Origin of the sequence: Gemmatimonas phototrophica (assembly GCF_000695095.2) — a bacterium.
In the GTDB taxonomy this organism is placed as follows: domain Bacteria; phylum Gemmatimonadota; class Gemmatimonadetes; order Gemmatimonadales; family Gemmatimonadaceae; genus Gemmatimonas; species Gemmatimonas phototrophica.
Genome location: NZ_CP011454.1, coordinates 2,900,979 through 2,916,197 on the forward strand (window position 1 = coordinate 2,900,979; position 15,219 = coordinate 2,916,197).

13 protein-coding genes are annotated in these 15,219 nt (G+C 64.3%); 9 read left to right on the plus strand and 4 right to left on the minus strand.

Features of this window, described 5'->3' with window-relative positions:
- The first annotated feature begins 22 nt into the window (after positions 1 to 22).
- Genes lon through GEMMAAP_RS12305 form a run of 3 tightly spaced genes read left to right on the plus strand, consistent with a single transcriptional unit; the run spans position 23 to position 3,770 of the window.
- Positions 23 to 2,419, plus strand: a complete 2,397-nt coding sequence (lon, locus tag GEMMAAP_RS12295) for an endopeptidase La (protein ID WP_026849541.1) — start codon at positions 23 to 25, stop codon at positions 2,417 to 2,419.
- Positions 2,416 to 3,099 carry a ribosome biogenesis GTP-binding protein YihA/YsxC gene (gene yihA, locus GEMMAAP_RS12300; RefSeq protein ID WP_053334076.1) on the plus strand — a complete coding sequence of 228 codons (684 nt, stop codon included), beginning with the start codon at positions 2,416 to 2,418 and terminating at the stop codon, positions 3,097 to 3,099. The genes lon and yihA overlap by 4 nt, the downstream gene beginning before the upstream one ends.
- The gene (locus GEMMAAP_RS12305) at positions 3,096 to 3,770 is read left to right on the plus strand and encodes a hypothetical protein (protein ID WP_026849539.1); all 675 of its coding nucleotides are present in this window, start codon (positions 3,096 to 3,098) and stop codon (positions 3,768 to 3,770) included. Before yihA ends, GEMMAAP_RS12305 begins: the two co-directional genes overlap by 4 nt.
- A gap of 1 nt (position 3,771) precedes the next feature.
- Here the strand turns inward: GEMMAAP_RS12305 and GEMMAAP_RS12310 are convergent, their stop codons facing one another.
- On the minus strand, positions 3,772 to 4,275 hold the full coding sequence (locus tag GEMMAAP_RS12310) for an NUDIX domain-containing protein (protein ID WP_053334075.1): 504 nt from the start codon (positions 4,273 to 4,275) through the stop codon (positions 3,772 to 3,774).
- Positions 4,276 to 4,333: 58 nt separating this feature from the next.
- On the opposite strand from GEMMAAP_RS12310, the gene GEMMAAP_RS12315 reads away from it, so the two are divergent.
- From GEMMAAP_RS12315 to GEMMAAP_RS12330, 4 genes are read left to right on the plus strand one after another with little or no spacing between them, the layout of a single operon-like run.
- Positions 4,334 to 5,845 (plus strand): anthranilate synthase component I family protein, encoded by a 1,512-nt coding sequence (locus tag GEMMAAP_RS12315; protein ID WP_043580660.1) that lies wholly within the window; start codon positions 4,334 to 4,336, stop codon positions 5,843 to 5,845.
- Between the two features lie 3 nt (positions 5,846 to 5,848).
- The gene (locus GEMMAAP_RS12320) at positions 5,849 to 7,432 is read left to right on the plus strand and encodes an adenylate/guanylate cyclase domain-containing protein (protein ID WP_053334074.1); all 1,584 of its coding nucleotides are present in this window, start codon (positions 5,849 to 5,851) and stop codon (positions 7,430 to 7,432) included.
- Positions 7,429 to 8,244 carry a lipopolysaccharide kinase InaA family protein gene (locus GEMMAAP_RS12325; protein WP_026849538.1) on the plus strand — a complete coding sequence of 272 codons (816 nt, stop codon included), beginning with the start codon at positions 7,429 to 7,431 and terminating at the stop codon, positions 8,242 to 8,244. Before GEMMAAP_RS12320 ends, GEMMAAP_RS12325 begins: the two co-directional genes overlap by 4 nt.
- Positions 8,241 to 9,326: a glycosyltransferase family 9 protein gene (locus GEMMAAP_RS12330; protein ID WP_026849537.1), complete on the plus strand. Its 1,086-nt coding sequence runs from the start codon at positions 8,241 to 8,243 to the stop codon at positions 9,324 to 9,326. Before GEMMAAP_RS12325 ends, GEMMAAP_RS12330 begins: the two co-directional genes overlap by 4 nt.
- Here the strand turns inward: GEMMAAP_RS12330 and GEMMAAP_RS12335 are convergent.
- Positions 9,323 to 9,931, minus strand: coding sequence for a Maf family protein (locus GEMMAAP_RS12335; protein ID WP_026849536.1), 609 nt, complete (start codon positions 9,929 to 9,931; stop codon positions 9,323 to 9,325). The two genes, GEMMAAP_RS12330 and GEMMAAP_RS12335, sit on opposite strands and share 4 nt — an antisense overlap.
- 83 nt (positions 9,932 to 10,014) lie before the next feature.
- Between GEMMAAP_RS12335 and GEMMAAP_RS12340 the strand changes: the two genes are divergently transcribed.
- Complete coding sequence (locus GEMMAAP_RS12340; RefSeq protein ID WP_026849535.1) at positions 10,015 to 11,196, plus strand: trans-sulfuration enzyme family protein; 1,182 nt, start codon at positions 10,015 to 10,017, stop codon at positions 11,194 to 11,196.
- A gap of 128 nt (positions 11,197 to 11,324) precedes the next feature.
- On the opposite strand, the gene dtd is transcribed toward GEMMAAP_RS12340, so the two are convergent.
- Entirely contained in the window at positions 11,325 to 11,804 is a 480-nt protein-coding gene (gene dtd / locus GEMMAAP_RS12345) for a D-aminoacyl-tRNA deacylase (protein WP_026849534.1), read from the minus strand.
- Between the two features lie 92 nt (positions 11,805 to 11,896).
- On the opposite strand from dtd, the gene GEMMAAP_RS12350 reads away from it, so the two are divergent.
- Positions 11,897 to 13,447, plus strand: coding sequence for a hypothetical protein (locus GEMMAAP_RS12350; RefSeq protein ID WP_145979116.1), 1,551 nt, complete (start codon positions 11,897 to 11,899; stop codon positions 13,445 to 13,447).
- A 106-nt stretch (positions 13,448 to 13,553) separates the two neighbouring features.
- On the opposite strand, the gene GEMMAAP_RS12355 is transcribed toward GEMMAAP_RS12350, so the two are convergent.
- Positions 13,554 to 15,188: a peptide chain release factor 3 gene (locus GEMMAAP_RS12355; protein WP_026849532.1), complete on the minus strand. Its 1,635-nt coding sequence runs from the start codon at positions 15,186 to 15,188 to the stop codon at positions 13,554 to 13,556.
- Positions 15,189 to 15,219: the final 31 nt, after the last annotated feature.

Below are 15,219 nucleotides of genomic sequence, written 5' to 3' on the forward strand. Positions count from 1 at the left end.
TTCGAGGACCGGCAGCGTAAAGCTGCCGGTCCTTCCGCTTCGCGACGTGGTGTTGTTCCCCCACGTTGCCATGCCGCTCCTGATCGGGCGCGACGCATCGTTGGCGGCCGTCACGGCTGCCCTTGATGGCAATCGGGAAATTCTGCTGGTCACGCAGCGCAATGCCGACGTGAACGTTCCGACCGGCACCGACCTGTACCGCATTGGCGTACGCGCCCGCGTGCAGCAGGCCTCGCGCGTCTCCAACGGGACCACGAAAATCCTGGTGGACGGGCTGGAGCGGGTGAAGGTGACCCGATTCACCTCGGCCAACGCGCTCGCGCGCACGAAGGGCGCCAAGGCGGGCACGCTGCTGGAGGCGCGCGTGGAGTCGCTCCCCTTCAAGCGGGGACGGGGTGGATCCGGTCCGCAGGGCAGTGAAACCACGCACGCCCGCATTCGCCATGCGCTCTCGCTCTTCGAGGAATACACCGGCATGCAGCGCCGGCTTCCTCCCGAAGTCGTGGGGCTGCTGCAAGGGCTCGATGACGAAGAACGCATTGCCTTCGGCATTGCGGCCCATCTGCAAATCCCCATCGAGCAGCGACAGGCGCTGTTGGGGGCCACCTCGTTGTCCGAACTCTCCGGACAGCTGGTGAATATCCTGGGCGCCGAGCTTGACCTGCTCAAGCTGGAGCGCAAGATCGACGAACAGGTGCGCGGTTCGCTCTTTCAGAACCAGCGCGAGTTCTTCCTGCAGGAACAGTTGCGGGCCATTCACCGCGAGCTGGGCCAGGAAGAAGGTGATGAGTTTGAGGACATGGCGCGGCAGATTGCTGAAAAGCAGCTCCCGGAAGCCGTGGCCGTGCGTGCGCATCGTGAGCTGCGTCGGCTCAAGCGCAGCTCCCCCACCAGCCCTGATGCCGCGGTCTCGCGCGGTTGGCTGGACTGGGTGCTGGCACTGCCGTGGGGCACGCGCACCACGGACACCACGGACATCGAGGCAGCGCGCGCCGCACTCGAGGGCGATCACTTCGGTCTCGTCGATGTGAAGGAGCGCATTCTCGACCACATTGCGGTCTTGTCGCGCGTAGGCAAGCTGCCCGGCCCCATTCTCTGCCTGGTGGGACCGCCAGGGGTGGGCAAGACGTCCCTTGGGCGCTCCATTGCCCACGCGCTCAATCGCCAGTTTGTCCGCATGGCGCTGGGCGGCGTGCGTGACGAAGCGGAGATTCGTGGTCACCGTCGTACGTATATTGGCGCGATGCCTGGGCGTATTCTGCAAGCCATGCGCCGTGCGGAGAGTGTCAATCCGGTCATCCTGCTCGACGAGATCGACAAGCTGGGTGCCGACTTTCGCGGGGACCCGGCGGCGGCACTGCTCGAAGTGCTCGACCCGGAACAGAACAACGCTTTCAACGATCACTACCTCGAGGTGGATTACGATCTCTCGCAGGTGCTGTTCGTGACCACGGCCAACTCGCTGGGGAGCATTCCGGAGGCGTTGCGTGACCGCATGGAGATCATCCGGTTACCGGGGTATCTCGACCAGGAGAAGCTGGCCATTGCCCGTCGCTTTCTGGTGCCCAAGCAGCTGGTGGCCAATGGCGTGCCGGCCGACCGGGTAACGATTGCCGACGATGTGCTGCCGGCGATCATTCGCAACTATTCCCGTGAAGCTGGTGTGCGCGATCTGGAGCGGCGGATTGCCCGCCTGGCGCGCAAACTGGCCCGCCGAGCCTGGACGGACGGCAACACGCATACGGTAACCACCGACGACCTGCAGGGGATGCTGGGCACCGCACCGTTCAGTGAAGACGATCTCAGCCTGCAGGATCAGGTGGGGGTCGCCAACGGGCTGGCCTACACCAGCATCGGTGGCGAGTTGCTCGAAATCGAAGTGAGTGTGTTGCCGGGCCGTGGGCGGTTGCAACTCACGGGTACGTTGGGCGATGTCATCAAGGAATCGGCGGCGGCAGCACTGAGCTTTGTGCGCGCCCGTGCGTCGGCGTTTGGCTTGTCGCCCGACTTTCACCGCACCCGTGATATTCACGTGCACCTGCCGGCGGGCGCCACGCCCAAGGATGGCCCCTCAGCCGGCATTGCGCTGGCCACGGCGCTCATCAGTGCCCTCACCGGCATTCCGGTGCGTGGGGATGTCGCCATGACCGGAGAAGTCACCCTGCGCGGGCGGGTGCTGCCCATTGGGGGACTGCGCGAGAAGGGGGTCGCTGCCCACCGGCACCACATTGCGCATGTGATTGTCCCCGCCGGCAACATGAAGGATCTCACCGAGCTCCCCGATGACGTGCGCGCCGGCGTCACGTGGCATACGGTGAAGTCGATGGACGAGGTACTCACGCTGGCATTACGTGGAGCGCTGCCGACGCTCAGCGAAGCGCCTGTCGTCATGTCGACCACCTCAGAGTATCTGTCGTGAGTGACGCGGCAGAAGGCGTGCGGCCCGAGGACGCGAAGGAACCGGCGAAAGATCCGCTGGTCATTCGCCACCTCGAGTATCTGGGCCCCATGTCCACGCGTGGTGGCTGGCGTCCGGATCCGTCGTACCCGGAGATTGCCTTCGTCGGGCGCTCCAACGTGGGCAAGTCATCGTTGCTCAACAAGCTCATGAAGCGCAAAGCCTTTGCGCGCGTGAGCAACACGCCGGGCCGAACGCGCGAGATTCACTTCTTTGATGTGAACAAGCAGTTCGTACTCGCCGACCTGCCGGGCTACGGGTACGCGCGCATCAGCAAGGAACGCAAGGCCGAGTGGCGTCCGCTCATTGAGGGGTTCCTCACCGATAGCCCCCGGTTGTGGGGCGTCGTGCAGTTGCTGGACGTGCGGCACGACCCGTCGCCCGACGACATGGTCATGCTCGACTTTCTGGCGCAGCTGGGAGTGCCCACCATCTTTGCGGTCACCAAAGTGGACAAGTTGCGCAAGGCAGAGGTGGCGCCGCGCATTCAGGCGTTGGCCGCGCAGTTACGCCTCGATCCGGATCAGATTGTGCCGTTCAGTGCGACCACCGGCGCGGGCCGCGATGAGTTGGCGGCAGCGCTGATGGAGCTGTTGGCGATGCCCGACTGGAGAACTCCTGCCGAAGAAGGTGCCCTGTGAACCGATATGCCGGTCTGCGCCCGCTTTTTGTGCTGGCAGCTTTCGTGGGTCTCGCGGCCTGTGCCACGGCCACGCCCATACCGGCACAGGTGCCACCGCCGGCCGGTCAGGCTGGCGTGAGCGGTGATACGCTCGATCCCAACTGGATTCCGGCGGGATTTGGGACCCTGCGGCAGGATGATATTGCCCTCAAGACGTCGCCGGCCAACGGGCTGCAAGTGCGCGCCATTCCGCTCGACGAGCGTATCATCCGGCTGCTGTCACCAGACTCTTACCGCGCCCTGCGCGACCTGCTGGCAAGCAAGGAACAACAGCTGCTTGGGGTGAAGGAGCGCAACCGTCTCCCCGCGTACTCCATCTGGTACGTGAGCTTCTTCGCCATTGAACAGGGCGAAACGCGCTTCTCTCCGCAGGAATTCATCATCAGCAACACCGGGCGCGATTTCCGTCCCTTGGACATGGTGCCCCTCACGCCGGGCTTTGGCGAGTATCGCCTCAAGCAGCGCGAGGTGCAGTCGGCGCTCCTCGTGTTTGATGGCCAGATCGATCTCAATCAGCCGGTCACGGCACAGTTGGAGAGTACGGTGAGCGTGACCGACTGGAACAGCGTGCTGCAGCGTATTGAGCGTGAACGGGCCCTGGTGCGCTCACGAGCGGCCGGCAAGCGCTGACTCACGGCACCAGCAACACATCCTCCACCGGCCCGGCGTCGCCGTGACGCAGCAGGTGCAAAGTGTACTGCAGCGCCTGATGTTCACGCGGCCAGGCTAATCGGTCCATCGCCTCAGCCGGTGTGAGCCACTCCCACGCATCGTGCTCCACGCCGGTGAGAATGGGCACGCCTCCGTCCACAATGGCGGCAAACACCACGGCCAGCTGTACACTGTCGAACCGGTGCAGGTAGAACGGGTTCACGGTAATGCTGTACAGCCGTTCCGGCGTCAGACCGGTTTCCTCCTGCACCTCCCGCCGCGCCGCCTGACTGGGCCCTTCGTCGGGCTCAATACGGCCGTGCACAATCTCCCAGGCACCGGTACAGCGCGTCCCAGCGGCCCGGCGCATGGCCAGCACCCGCCAACAGTCCGGACTCCCTTCCGGCGCCCGTGACAACACCACCACGTCCACCACCCGCACATCCACCCGAGTGCCGGTTGGCACGATATCGTCGAGACTCATGACCGAATGCTAGAGTGTCGCTTGCCCCGGGGCGAGCGGGGCGGCGAACTTTCACGCGATGACCACCTTCGCCGATTTCCACGCGCGCGCTGAGCTCTGTCGCGCGACCGGTGGCCTCGTGCCTGTCTGGCGCGATTGCCTGCTCGATTTGTGCACCCCCGTTGCCGCCTTTGCCAAATTGCGGCGCGGGCCGTTTGCGTTCCTGCTGGAATCAGCAGTCACGCGGGGCGAGGCATGGTCGCGGTACACCTATATGGGCACAGAGCCCCGCGGGGCATGGCGCCTGAAAGACGGGCTGGTGGAAGACTGGACGCCAAGCGCGGGCTGGCATGCCGGCCGGTCGCCGGCCGATCCCATTGGCGATCTGCGTGACCTGGTGCGTGCCATGAACCCGGTGGACGCCCCCGAGCTTGGCACGTTGTGGAGCGGGGCCTTTGGCTTCTTTTCGTACGACACGGTACGGCACATCGAGCACCTGCCCAACCCGCCGCGCCGCGCCCTCAACTATCCCGATGCCTGCTTTGTCTTCACCGACGCGCTGGTGGTGATCGACAACTGGCGCGGACAGGCCCGCGTGATCGTGTCGGTGGTGGTGCCCCCCAACGCCGACAGGGCCACACTTGAGGCGCTGCACGCGCGCGCCACCGACACGCTCAACGAAACCATTGGTCGGCTGCAGAGCCCCGACGTGTTGCCCCCATTGTCGATGCACGAAGACGCTCGGCCGGCGGTCGCACGCTCTCTGTACGACCGCGAAGATTTCCTGCGCGATGTGCAGCGGATCAAGGAGTACATCCTGTCGGGGGACGTTTTTCAGGCGCTGTTGGCACGGCGTATGGAGACGCCCCTCGATTTTGACAGCACCACGCTTTACCGCATGCTGCGCGCGCTCAATCCGAGCCCGTACATGTTCCATCTGCAGCTCGATGGACTGGAGCTGGTGGGCAGCTCACCCGAAATGATGCTGCGCGTGGCCGATGGGAAAGTCACGGTACGCCCCATTGCCGGCACGCGCCCACGCGGCAAGACGGCCGCCGAAGACGAGGCGTTGGCCACCGAGTTGATCAACGACGAGAAGGAGCGTGCCGAGCACGTGATGCTGGTGGATCTCGGGCGCAACGATGTCGGCCGGCTGGCCGCGTTTGGCACTGTGCAGGTCACCGATCTGATGGTCGTCGAGAAGTACTCGCACGTGTTTCACATTGTGAGTCAGGTGGAGGGACAGCTGCCCCCCGATGCCAGTGCGCTCGACGCGTTCAAGGCCGTCTTCCCGGCCGGCACCATGACGGGTGCGCCCAAGGTGCGGGCCATGGAGATCATTGACGAACTGGAACCTGAGCGCCGCGGTGCCTATGCCGGCGCACTTGGCGTGATCGGGGCCGGTGACCGGCGCATGGACCTGGCCATCACCATCCGCACCTGTGTCATTGCCGATGGCGTGGCCTCGGTACAAGCCGGGGCCGGCATTGTGCACGACTCCGTTCCTGAAAAGGAATGGGAAGAGACGGACAACAAGGCCCGCGCGATGCTCACCGCCATCGGCCGCGCCCGCGCGGCTGCGCAGGGCTAACGGTTGCCGTTCGTACTCGAATCAGCCAAAGGCGATCGTCGCTTCTCGCTCGCCGGGCGTGAGTCGCTGGTCGTGGGGCGCGATCCGATGAGTGATCTACCGGTGCTCGACCCCGCCGTCTCCCGTCGCCACGCGGAGCTGCGGGTCGATGAGCGTGAGCCGATCGTGCATGTCACGGACTTCGGCTCGCGAAACGGGACGTGGATCAACAACACGCGGGTTACCCGTGGGGTACTGCACGCCGGCGATTCCATTGCCTTTGGCACCGTGGCATTCACCCTGCGCGTAGCCCCTGCCACGCCCCTGCGGCCGACGCCGTCGGCCTCCTCCAGCGATCCGGCCTCCACGTTGTTGCGCGAGCGGGTAGTTCCCTCGCGCGATCAGGCGCTGGCTGACGTGGCCAATGCCTCGGCCAGCAACGAGCGCACGACCCAACGACTCACGCAGCTGGTACGCATTGCGCAACGGCTTGGTTCGTTTGGTGATCTGGATGGCCTGCTCGACGCGATCACCGCGGAGTTGTTTGACACGTTCGACGCCGACCGGGTGGCCATTCTGCTCGCATCAGGCGATGGCGCGCTCGACACCCGTGTTTCGCGCGATCGACGGGGCAACATTCCCCGGCCGGTACCGCGAGCCATTGCGAACGGTGTGGCTGAGCGGCAGGTGGCGCTGTTGACCAACGACGCCGGCAGCGACGAACGCACCGCCGGCGAGTCAGTGCTCAAGCAGGCGGTCAAGTCGGCCATTGCGGCCCCCTTGCTCGGCGAACAGCGCACCACGATTGGCGTGGTGTATGTGGACCATCTGCGCGAGGCCTCGATCTTCGACGACGATGATCTGGCCCTCCTGGTGGCCTTTGCGGGAATCGCCGCCGCTGCCGTTGAACGCGAGACGGCCGCCGCCCAATTGCTGCAAGCCGCCCGCGTCCGTGAAAACTTCGAACGCTACTTCACGCCACAGTTGGCCGAGCGCATTGCCGCCACCACGTCCCGCGTGGAGCCGGGGGGGACACGTCAGCCGGTAGTGGTCCTGTTCAGTGATATCCGTGGCTTTACCGCCATTGCCGAATCGCTGCCTGCCATGCAGATGGCCAACCAGCTGAATGAATATTTTTCAGCCATGGTGGAGTGTGTGTTTCGCCACGGCGGCGCATTGGACAAGTTCATTGGGGATGCCATCATGGCGTACTGGGGTGCCCCTGAATCGCGTGATGACGATGTGGATTGCGCCGTCGCCGCCGCCTTCGATATGCAGGTGGCACTGGCCGAGCTGAATGCCCGATGGCGCCGCGAGGACCGCCCACAACTGCACGTGGGCATCGGCATTCATCGGGGGGATGCCTTTGTCGGCAATATCGGCTCGCCACGTCGCCTCGAGTTTACGCTCATTGGCGATACCGTGAATGTGGCCAGCCGGCTGTGTAGTCTTGCGCAAGCCGACGAGATCCTGGTGAGTGAGGCGATCGTGGAAACGGTCACCGCGTCACGCGCCATGCCGGTCCACTGTCGTTCGCGCGAGGAGTTGCGGGTGGTGCGCCGGAACAGTGAAGACAGCCCGGTCTGGCAAGTGGAGCGGGCATTGTGACGTCACCCGCGCACTTCCCCTCGTCCATCGCCCCGGCGCAGCTGTCGGTCCCGGCGGCCAGTGTGCACGGGAGCCCTGATGTCGTGCAGGAGCTGGCAGCGCTCGTGCGTGAACATGGTTCCCTGTACGACTGGGCGGCCTCGCAGCCGCAACCGCGCGCCCTGCGCGGCCGTGCCCCTGTCTATGTGGCCACGCTGCCGCAATCAGGGATATCGGTGGTGATTCGCCATGCCTGGCACGGTGGGCTGCTGGCCCCGTTCACCCGCGATCTGTTTCGTCGCCCCACCCGTGCCCCGCTTGAATACGCGCGCTCACGGGAGTTACGACAACTGGGTATTCCCACCACGGATGTGCTGGGGTTTGCGCTGTACGACGCTCCGTTCGGCCTGGCCCGAGTGGATGTCGCGACCCGGTATGTAGACCACACCGCCGATCTCGGCATGATCCTCGCCGGCCTGGCCCCGTCCATTGAGTGTGATGCCGCACTTGAGGCGACGTTGGCGCTTCTGGAGGCGCTGGCGATGCACGGTGTGGTGCATCCCGATCTCAACGTCAAGAACGTCATGCTGCATACGCCACCGGATTCGCCGGTGCGCGCCATGATGATTGATGTGGATGTCGTGATGACGGGCTCGATATCACCGCAGCGCACGATGGAACGCAACGTGGCCCGGTTGGTCCGTTCGCTGCACAAGTGGAATAGACACTTCGGCTGTGACATGGCCGATGCGCGCATCGAGGCGTTTGCTTCCGCTGCACGGGCGCGCACCCCACGCTCCGCGCTTGTTGCTGCGGACGCCACTCGCGTATGAAAACGCCGACCACCCCGGCCCTGCCTCCGCTGGCATTGAAGCGCGTTGGTATCGTCATGATGAGTGCTGTTGGCGATGCGGTGCATGTCATGCCGGTCATTCACGCCCTGAAGAAACACGCTCCCGACTGTCGCGTCACCTGGGTGCTCCAACCCGGGCCGGCAACGCTGGTTCGCGGCCATCCGCTGGTTGATGACATCGTGCTCTTTGATCGGTCCAAGGGATGGCGCGGTTTTCTGGAGACCCGGGCACAGCTGGCGACGCGGGAGTTCGATGTGGTCCTGGGATTGCAGGTGTATTTCAAGGCCGGGCTGATCACGGGGTTTACCCGATCACCGGTGAAGCTGGGCTTTGACAGGGCCCGCGCCCGCGACGCGAACTGGCTGTTCACCACGCACCGCATCGCGCCACATGTGGGGCAGCATGTGCAGGATCAGTATTTCGAATTTCTCGATGCGCTTGGCGTTCCGCATGGCGCGCCGCAGTGGGCGTTGGGGCCGTGGAACGAGGAGGAGCGGTCGTGGCAGCGCACGTTCCTGGCGCAGTTCGACCGACCGATTGCGCCAATCGTGGTGGCCACCAGCAAAGCCGCCAAGGACTGGATGCCCGAGCGGTGGGCCCAGGTGTGCCACCTGTTGTGGAACGACTATGGCCTCCAGCCGGTGCTGGTGGGGGGACGCTCCGAGCGGGAACTGGCGGCCGAAGCCATCATTTTGCGCGACGCGCCCATGGCGCACTCCGCGCTGGGCAGCGGGCTGCGCAAACTGGCCGCGATTCTTGATGGAGCCGCGGTGGCATTGTCGCCGGACACGGGTCCGTTGCATCTCGCCATTGCGCTGCGCACGCCGGTCATTTCCCTGCTGGGCTATACCAATCCGAAGCGCGTGGGCCCGTACGATTTTGCGCACGACCTCATGATCGATGCGTATGGCGATCCCGGCGAGGAGTACCCCCTCGACATGGTGTACCGGGAGGGGCGACTGCCCCGCATTACCGTGGAGGACGTCGCCGCAAAACTTTCGCAGTGGCGCACCGACTATCGTGACGCGCGTCTGCGCGAGTTGGCGTCGCGCCTCGGTTAGCTGGCCAGCGGCGCAAAACGGTAGACAAAGCCAAGCGCTTGCAGGAGCTCCACGAGACGGCCAAGGGGAAGACCCATGACCGCGTAGTAGTCGCCCGTGATGGCCTCGACCATGGTGGCCCCATAGCCCTGGATGCCATAGGCGCCGGCCTTGTCCATGGGCTCACCGGTCCGCACATAGGCCTCAATCTGGGGGCGCGACAGGACGCGAAATCGCACCGTCACCGCCTCCACGCCGGAGAGGGTCTGTCCACCATGCGCGACCGCGACGGCGGTATACACGGTGTGCTCACGACCGGATAATTGTTCGAGCATGTTCACGGCGTCGGCGGCAGTGGAGGGTTTGCCAAGAATGGCCCCATCCACCACCACGATGGTATCCGACCCCACGACCACCGCGTCGGGGAACTGCACCGCCAAGGTGTGCGCCTTCTCCCGCGCGAGCCGTTCGCAATGCGGCACGGGGGCCTCATCCGGCCACACCGTTTCGTCAATGTCGGCCGGGCATACTTCGTGCTCGAGTCCGATCTGATTGAGCAGTTCCCGACGGCGCGGGGACTGCGAGGCGAGAATGAGCCGGACTGGTGAGCTGGCGGGCGTGTGCATGCGGGTAAGTTTATCGGACGTCCCGCCCCGACGGCAGCACCGTTGCGCTCCCCGGCGGGACCTCTGCCTCTGCCTTTCTTGCCATGTCGAACGCACCGCACGATCCACACTTCGAGACGCTCGCCATCCGGACCCAGACGCCGCTGTCTGCGGAACGCGAACACTCGGTTCCGTTGTATCTCACGTCCAGCTTCCAGTTCGACGACGCGGAGCATGCACGGGCGCTGTTTGCCGAGGAAATGCCGGGGAACATCTACAGCCGGTACGCCAATCCGAACACCGATGAACTGGTCCGCAAGCTCTGTCTGCTCGAAGGGGGCGACGATGGCATCGCCACGGCATCCGGGATGTCGGCCGTATTCACGGCGATTGCGGCCCGTGTCTCCAGCGGTGATCACGTATTGGCCTCGCGGGCGCTGTTTGGCAGTACCCATCAGCTCTTTACTCGCATTCTGCCCAAATGGGGGGTAGCGAGCGACTACGCCGACGTCAGCGACCCCTCGAGCTGGGAACGCCTGCTCAGGCCCAACACGAAGCTGATTTTCATTGAGACGCCGTCGAACCCGGGGCTCGAACTGATCGACCTCGAGTGGTTGGGTGCTCTCGCGCAATCACGCGGTATTCCTCTGGTGGTCGACAACTGTTTTGCCACGCCCTACCTGCAGCGGCCGCTCGCGCTGGGGGCCTCGGTGGTCATTCATTCCGCCACGAAGTACATGGACGGTCAGGGACGCGCACTGGGGGGCGCGATCATCGGCACGAAGGAGTACCTCGCCGACTGTCGCTTCTTTGCGCGGCACACCGGTCCGGCCATGAGTGCCTTCAATGCCTGGTTGCTCTCGAAGTCGCTGGAAACGCTGGCCGTGCGTATGGACCGGCATTGCAGCAACGCGATGACACTGGCGCAGCACTTCGAAGGCCATCCGATGCTGGAGGCGGTGCGCTACCCGTTTTTGCCGTCGCACCCGCAGTACGCGCTGGCGCAGCGCCAGATGTCCCAGGGTGGCGGCATTGTCGTGCTGGTGCTCAAGGGAGGGCTGGAGGCCGGGCGCCGTTTTCTCGACCGGGTCCGGATGGTCTCCCACTCGGCGAACCTTGGCGATACCCGGACCATTGTCACCCACCCGGCCAGCACGACGCACAGCAAGCTCACGCCGGCCGAACGGGAGGCTGTGGCGATTTCCGACGGCCTGATCCGGGTGAGCGTGGGGCTGGAGCATGTCACCGACATTATTGCCGACCTGGAACAGGCGCTGGGGAGCTAAGCGCCGGGGAACCGGCCGAGCCGGGCATTAAGAATTGGTTGAATGGGTGCCCGGGGAATTGCTTCAACGCCGGTCCCGACCGTACCGTATAGTCGAGGCCGCTCAAACCGTGGGTTTATAGATGGGTCCTACGGTGCGGTGTCGGCGTCTCGCTCCAGCCAAATCGTGACCGGGCCTTCATTCACGAGTTCGACGTCCATGTTGGCACCGAATTCGCCTGTTTCAACCTGTAGGCCCCGCCGTTTCAAGCACATCACGAATTGGTTATATAGTGGGATGGCGATCTCAGGTTTGGCGGCGTCGATGAAACTCGGTCGGCGACCCTTCCTGGAGTCGGCGTAGAGTGTGAACTGTGACACGACCAACACGGCTCCGCCCTGTTCGACGATGTCCAGGTTAAGTTTCTGATCTGCATCTGGAAACAGTCGTAGCCCGATAATCTTGTCGGCCATCCATTCGAGCTCGCGTTGCGTGTCCGAATGGGTGAAGCCCACAAGCAGCAGGTATCCGCCATGGATTCGCCCGGAGATCCGATCAATCGGTCCTTCGTCCGATTCCTCTCGAATGCGGACTTCAGCACGTTTCACGCGTTGGAGTAGTATTCGCATAGCAACAAAGATTGGCTCTGTTGTCGCGGGAAGTAAGCGCACAGTCGCGCTTGCGTCCGGGATCGGTGGGGCTAATGCAAATCACTAGAACCGTGCAACCTCGTCTTGCGCTTCATTTCGACCTGACGCCGCGTACCGCGGCGACGGATGCTGACTCAGCTTTCCTCGCCGCCTGCGTGGCGTGGCTTGGGTTGGACCAGGGCCAGCAACTCAGCTGGGACTCCCCTTCGAACCATACGCTTGACGGTGGACGCATTCTCCGTTGGGCGCCCTTCCGGCACGAGGGTTCAGCGCTGGCCGACATCGTCGTGCATGCGCCAGACCCGCTCGACCGCTCACTGCAATGGTCCACCAACGTTACGTATGTCGTAACGACGAGTGCCAACGGCAGCCAGCATCGCCAGGTGAACATCCGGGTGGGTACCGAGGGTGGTGCCCCGAACGGCGCCCCGCCCCCAGTGCGGCCTCCCCGTTTGCTCTCCGAACTGGACGCGGCGTTCACGCTCGTGTCCAACGACGGACCGCTGCAGCGGACCCCGACCCAGCTCGAAGCCGGCACCCTCGACGCCTTTGTGCGTTTTGTGCTTTGTGATCCGGCCCGTACCATGCCGGTGCTGCTGCTTACGGAATTGCCCGATGGTGGCTTCGTCATGCCCCCCGAGCAGTTCGCCGCGGAAATGTTCGGCCTCGGGCTCTGTTTCCAGCTACGCCACTCCGACACGTTTGCGCTGTCTGATGCCGTGGGTGGCCATGCGCGCTCCGTCTTCCTCGGATCCGCGCGCGCCTACCTCCCCGGGTTCTCGCTCGAATCGGATCCGTTCCAGCATCCGCTCGTTCTGGCGCGTGCGCTGGCGCTCCCCGGGGAACGTCGCCGCCTCGTACAGCGGCTGGCCGAAGTATCCGTCGCGCGGCCGTTCTCCGATCCCGCCATTTGCGACACGTTGCGTGATCTCCGCTCCGCCGCGTACAGCATGCGCCCGGATGCGTCAGAAGCGCTCGCGGCCGCAGAGTCGGGCGTGGAAATGGACAAGGGGCAGATGATTGCTCTGGTACGGCAGCTCGAAGAGGCCGTGCGGGCAGCAGAGGGCGAACTCTCCCGCACCCGCGAGCGCTTGGTAGAGTCGCGTCAGCATCTCGAAGCCGAGAAGGCGTCGGCCCGTGCCCTGCGCACCACGCTGGCGGCCCACAAGGAGCGTCAGCCCATCGCCAAGCCGGCCAGCGATGCCCCGCAGTCTGTGCTTGAGGCCGTGGAGCGCGCGCAGGCACTGTACAGCGACGCGTTGCGCATTCTGCCGTCGGCGTACGCGTCGTCCAAGGAATCGGAGTTCCCCGATCCCGATACGGCGTGGTCGTATCTCAAGGCCCTCGGCGAAGTGGGTCGGCGGCGTCAGGATCGTGCCCTGGGACGTCCGCTCGGTGAAGTGTTCGCGGATCTCGGCGTAGACTACTCGCCGGGCCCCAGCGACCCGACGCGCAAGACGCCGTACCTCTTCCGGGAAGGGGACCGCGAGGTGGAGTGCGCCGATCAGCTGCGGAAGGGGAGCAACCCCGTGACGTGCCTGCGCATCTACTTCGCCAGCACGGAAGACGGTGGATTCGTCATCGGACACGTGGGCCGTCAGATCGACGTACTCGGGAAGTAATGTCGGTGTAGCATCGAAACACCCACGACCCAAAACCCAAACCCACGACTCAGAACTGATCAGTTCTGGGTCGTGGGTTTAGGTTTACGGTGTTGAGTTTTTGCTGTTACGGCGCCGTCTCGTGGAATTGCACACTGCTTTCATGCTGCAGCGCGCGGCGCAGCGCCCACTGGTCCTGGAACAGCACCACGATCGCCCCTTTGTGGTCATAGACCTTGAGGCGCCCCAGACCGGACGCCACACGCTCCACATCGGCCTTGGGGCCGGTAATCCAGCGCGGCCAACGATACGACATTTTTTCGAACTTGCACGGCGCTGAATACTCGTACTCAAGGCGGAAGGCCATCACGTCGAACTGCAGCTGCCCGACGGCGCCCACGATGGGCTGTGAACCGGCGCTGGTTTCCGCGTAGAACACCTGCGCGGCCCCTTCCTCCGTGAGCTGGCGCAGCCCCTGATCAAACTGCTTGCGCTTCATGGGATCGGCCGGCGTGGCCCGTGCAAAGTGCTCCGGAGCAAAGCGCGGGATGCCCTGGAACTCCATCTTCCCATCGCCGCCCAGCGTGTCACCAATGCGCAAGTTGCCGCGGTCCATCACGCCAATGACATCGCCCGGCCACGCCTCTTCAATGGCCACACGATCGCGCGCCATGAACTGCTGCGGCGCCGCGAGACGAATGGGCTTGCCCGTGCGCTGATGCACCACCTGCATGTTGGCTTCGAAGTGCCCGGACACCACACGCAGAAACGCCACGCGGTCGCGGTGCTTGGGGTCCATGTTCGCCTGGATCTTGAACACGAAGCCGGTAAAGTCTTCGCGGGCGGGATCGATCGGGCCGGTGCTCGACTCACGCGGTCCGGGCGACGGAGCGAGTTCGAGGAACTCGCGCAGGAACGGCTCGATGCCAAAGTTCGTCAGGGCGGATCCGAAGAACACCGGGGTCAACGCCCCGTCGATGACCCGCTGATGATCGTATTCGTGACCGGCGGCATCGAGGAGTTCGATATCCGTCATGAGACGGTCGAACGCACTCTCGCCCATCGCGTCGATGAGCTTGGGATCGTCGATGCTGACAATCGTATCGTCGGCGCGCGTCGCACCACGGTCCCCGCTGCGCTCGAAGAGGTGTACCTCGCGCTTGAGGCGGTCGTACACGCCGACGAACACGTCGTTCTCGAACACCGGCCACGTGGCCGCGTAGCAATCGATTCCGAGATCTGCCTCAACGTCCTGAATGAGCTTGAGCGGATCTTCGCCGTGCCGATCACACTTGTTGACGAGCGTGAAAATCGGCGTACGCTTCATCTTGCAGACATCGAACAGCTGTCGCGTGCGTTCTTCCACGCCACGACGATTGTCGAGCAGCATGATGGCGCTGTCAGCAGCCACCAGGGTGCGATACGTGTCTTCGGAGAAGTCTTCGTGGCCGGGAGTATCCAGCAAATTGAGCTGATACCCGAGGAATTCGAACTGGAGGACCGAGCTGGTGACCGAGATACCACGCTCCTGCTCCAGCTTCATCCAGTCTGACGTGGCGTGGCGGGTGGCCCGACGGGCCTTGACCGAACCGGCCAGGTGAATGGCGCCGCCGTACAGCAACAGCTTTTCGGTCAGCGTGGTCTTGCCGGCGTCGGGGTGCGAAATGATCGCAAACGTCCGGCGCCGCTTGATCTCCCGCTCCAGGCGGGAGTGATCGACGGGGGTAGTCGCGGAAACGAGTTCAGGCGTGCTTTCAGACATGCCATAAAATAGCAGCATGGCTACAGAGAAT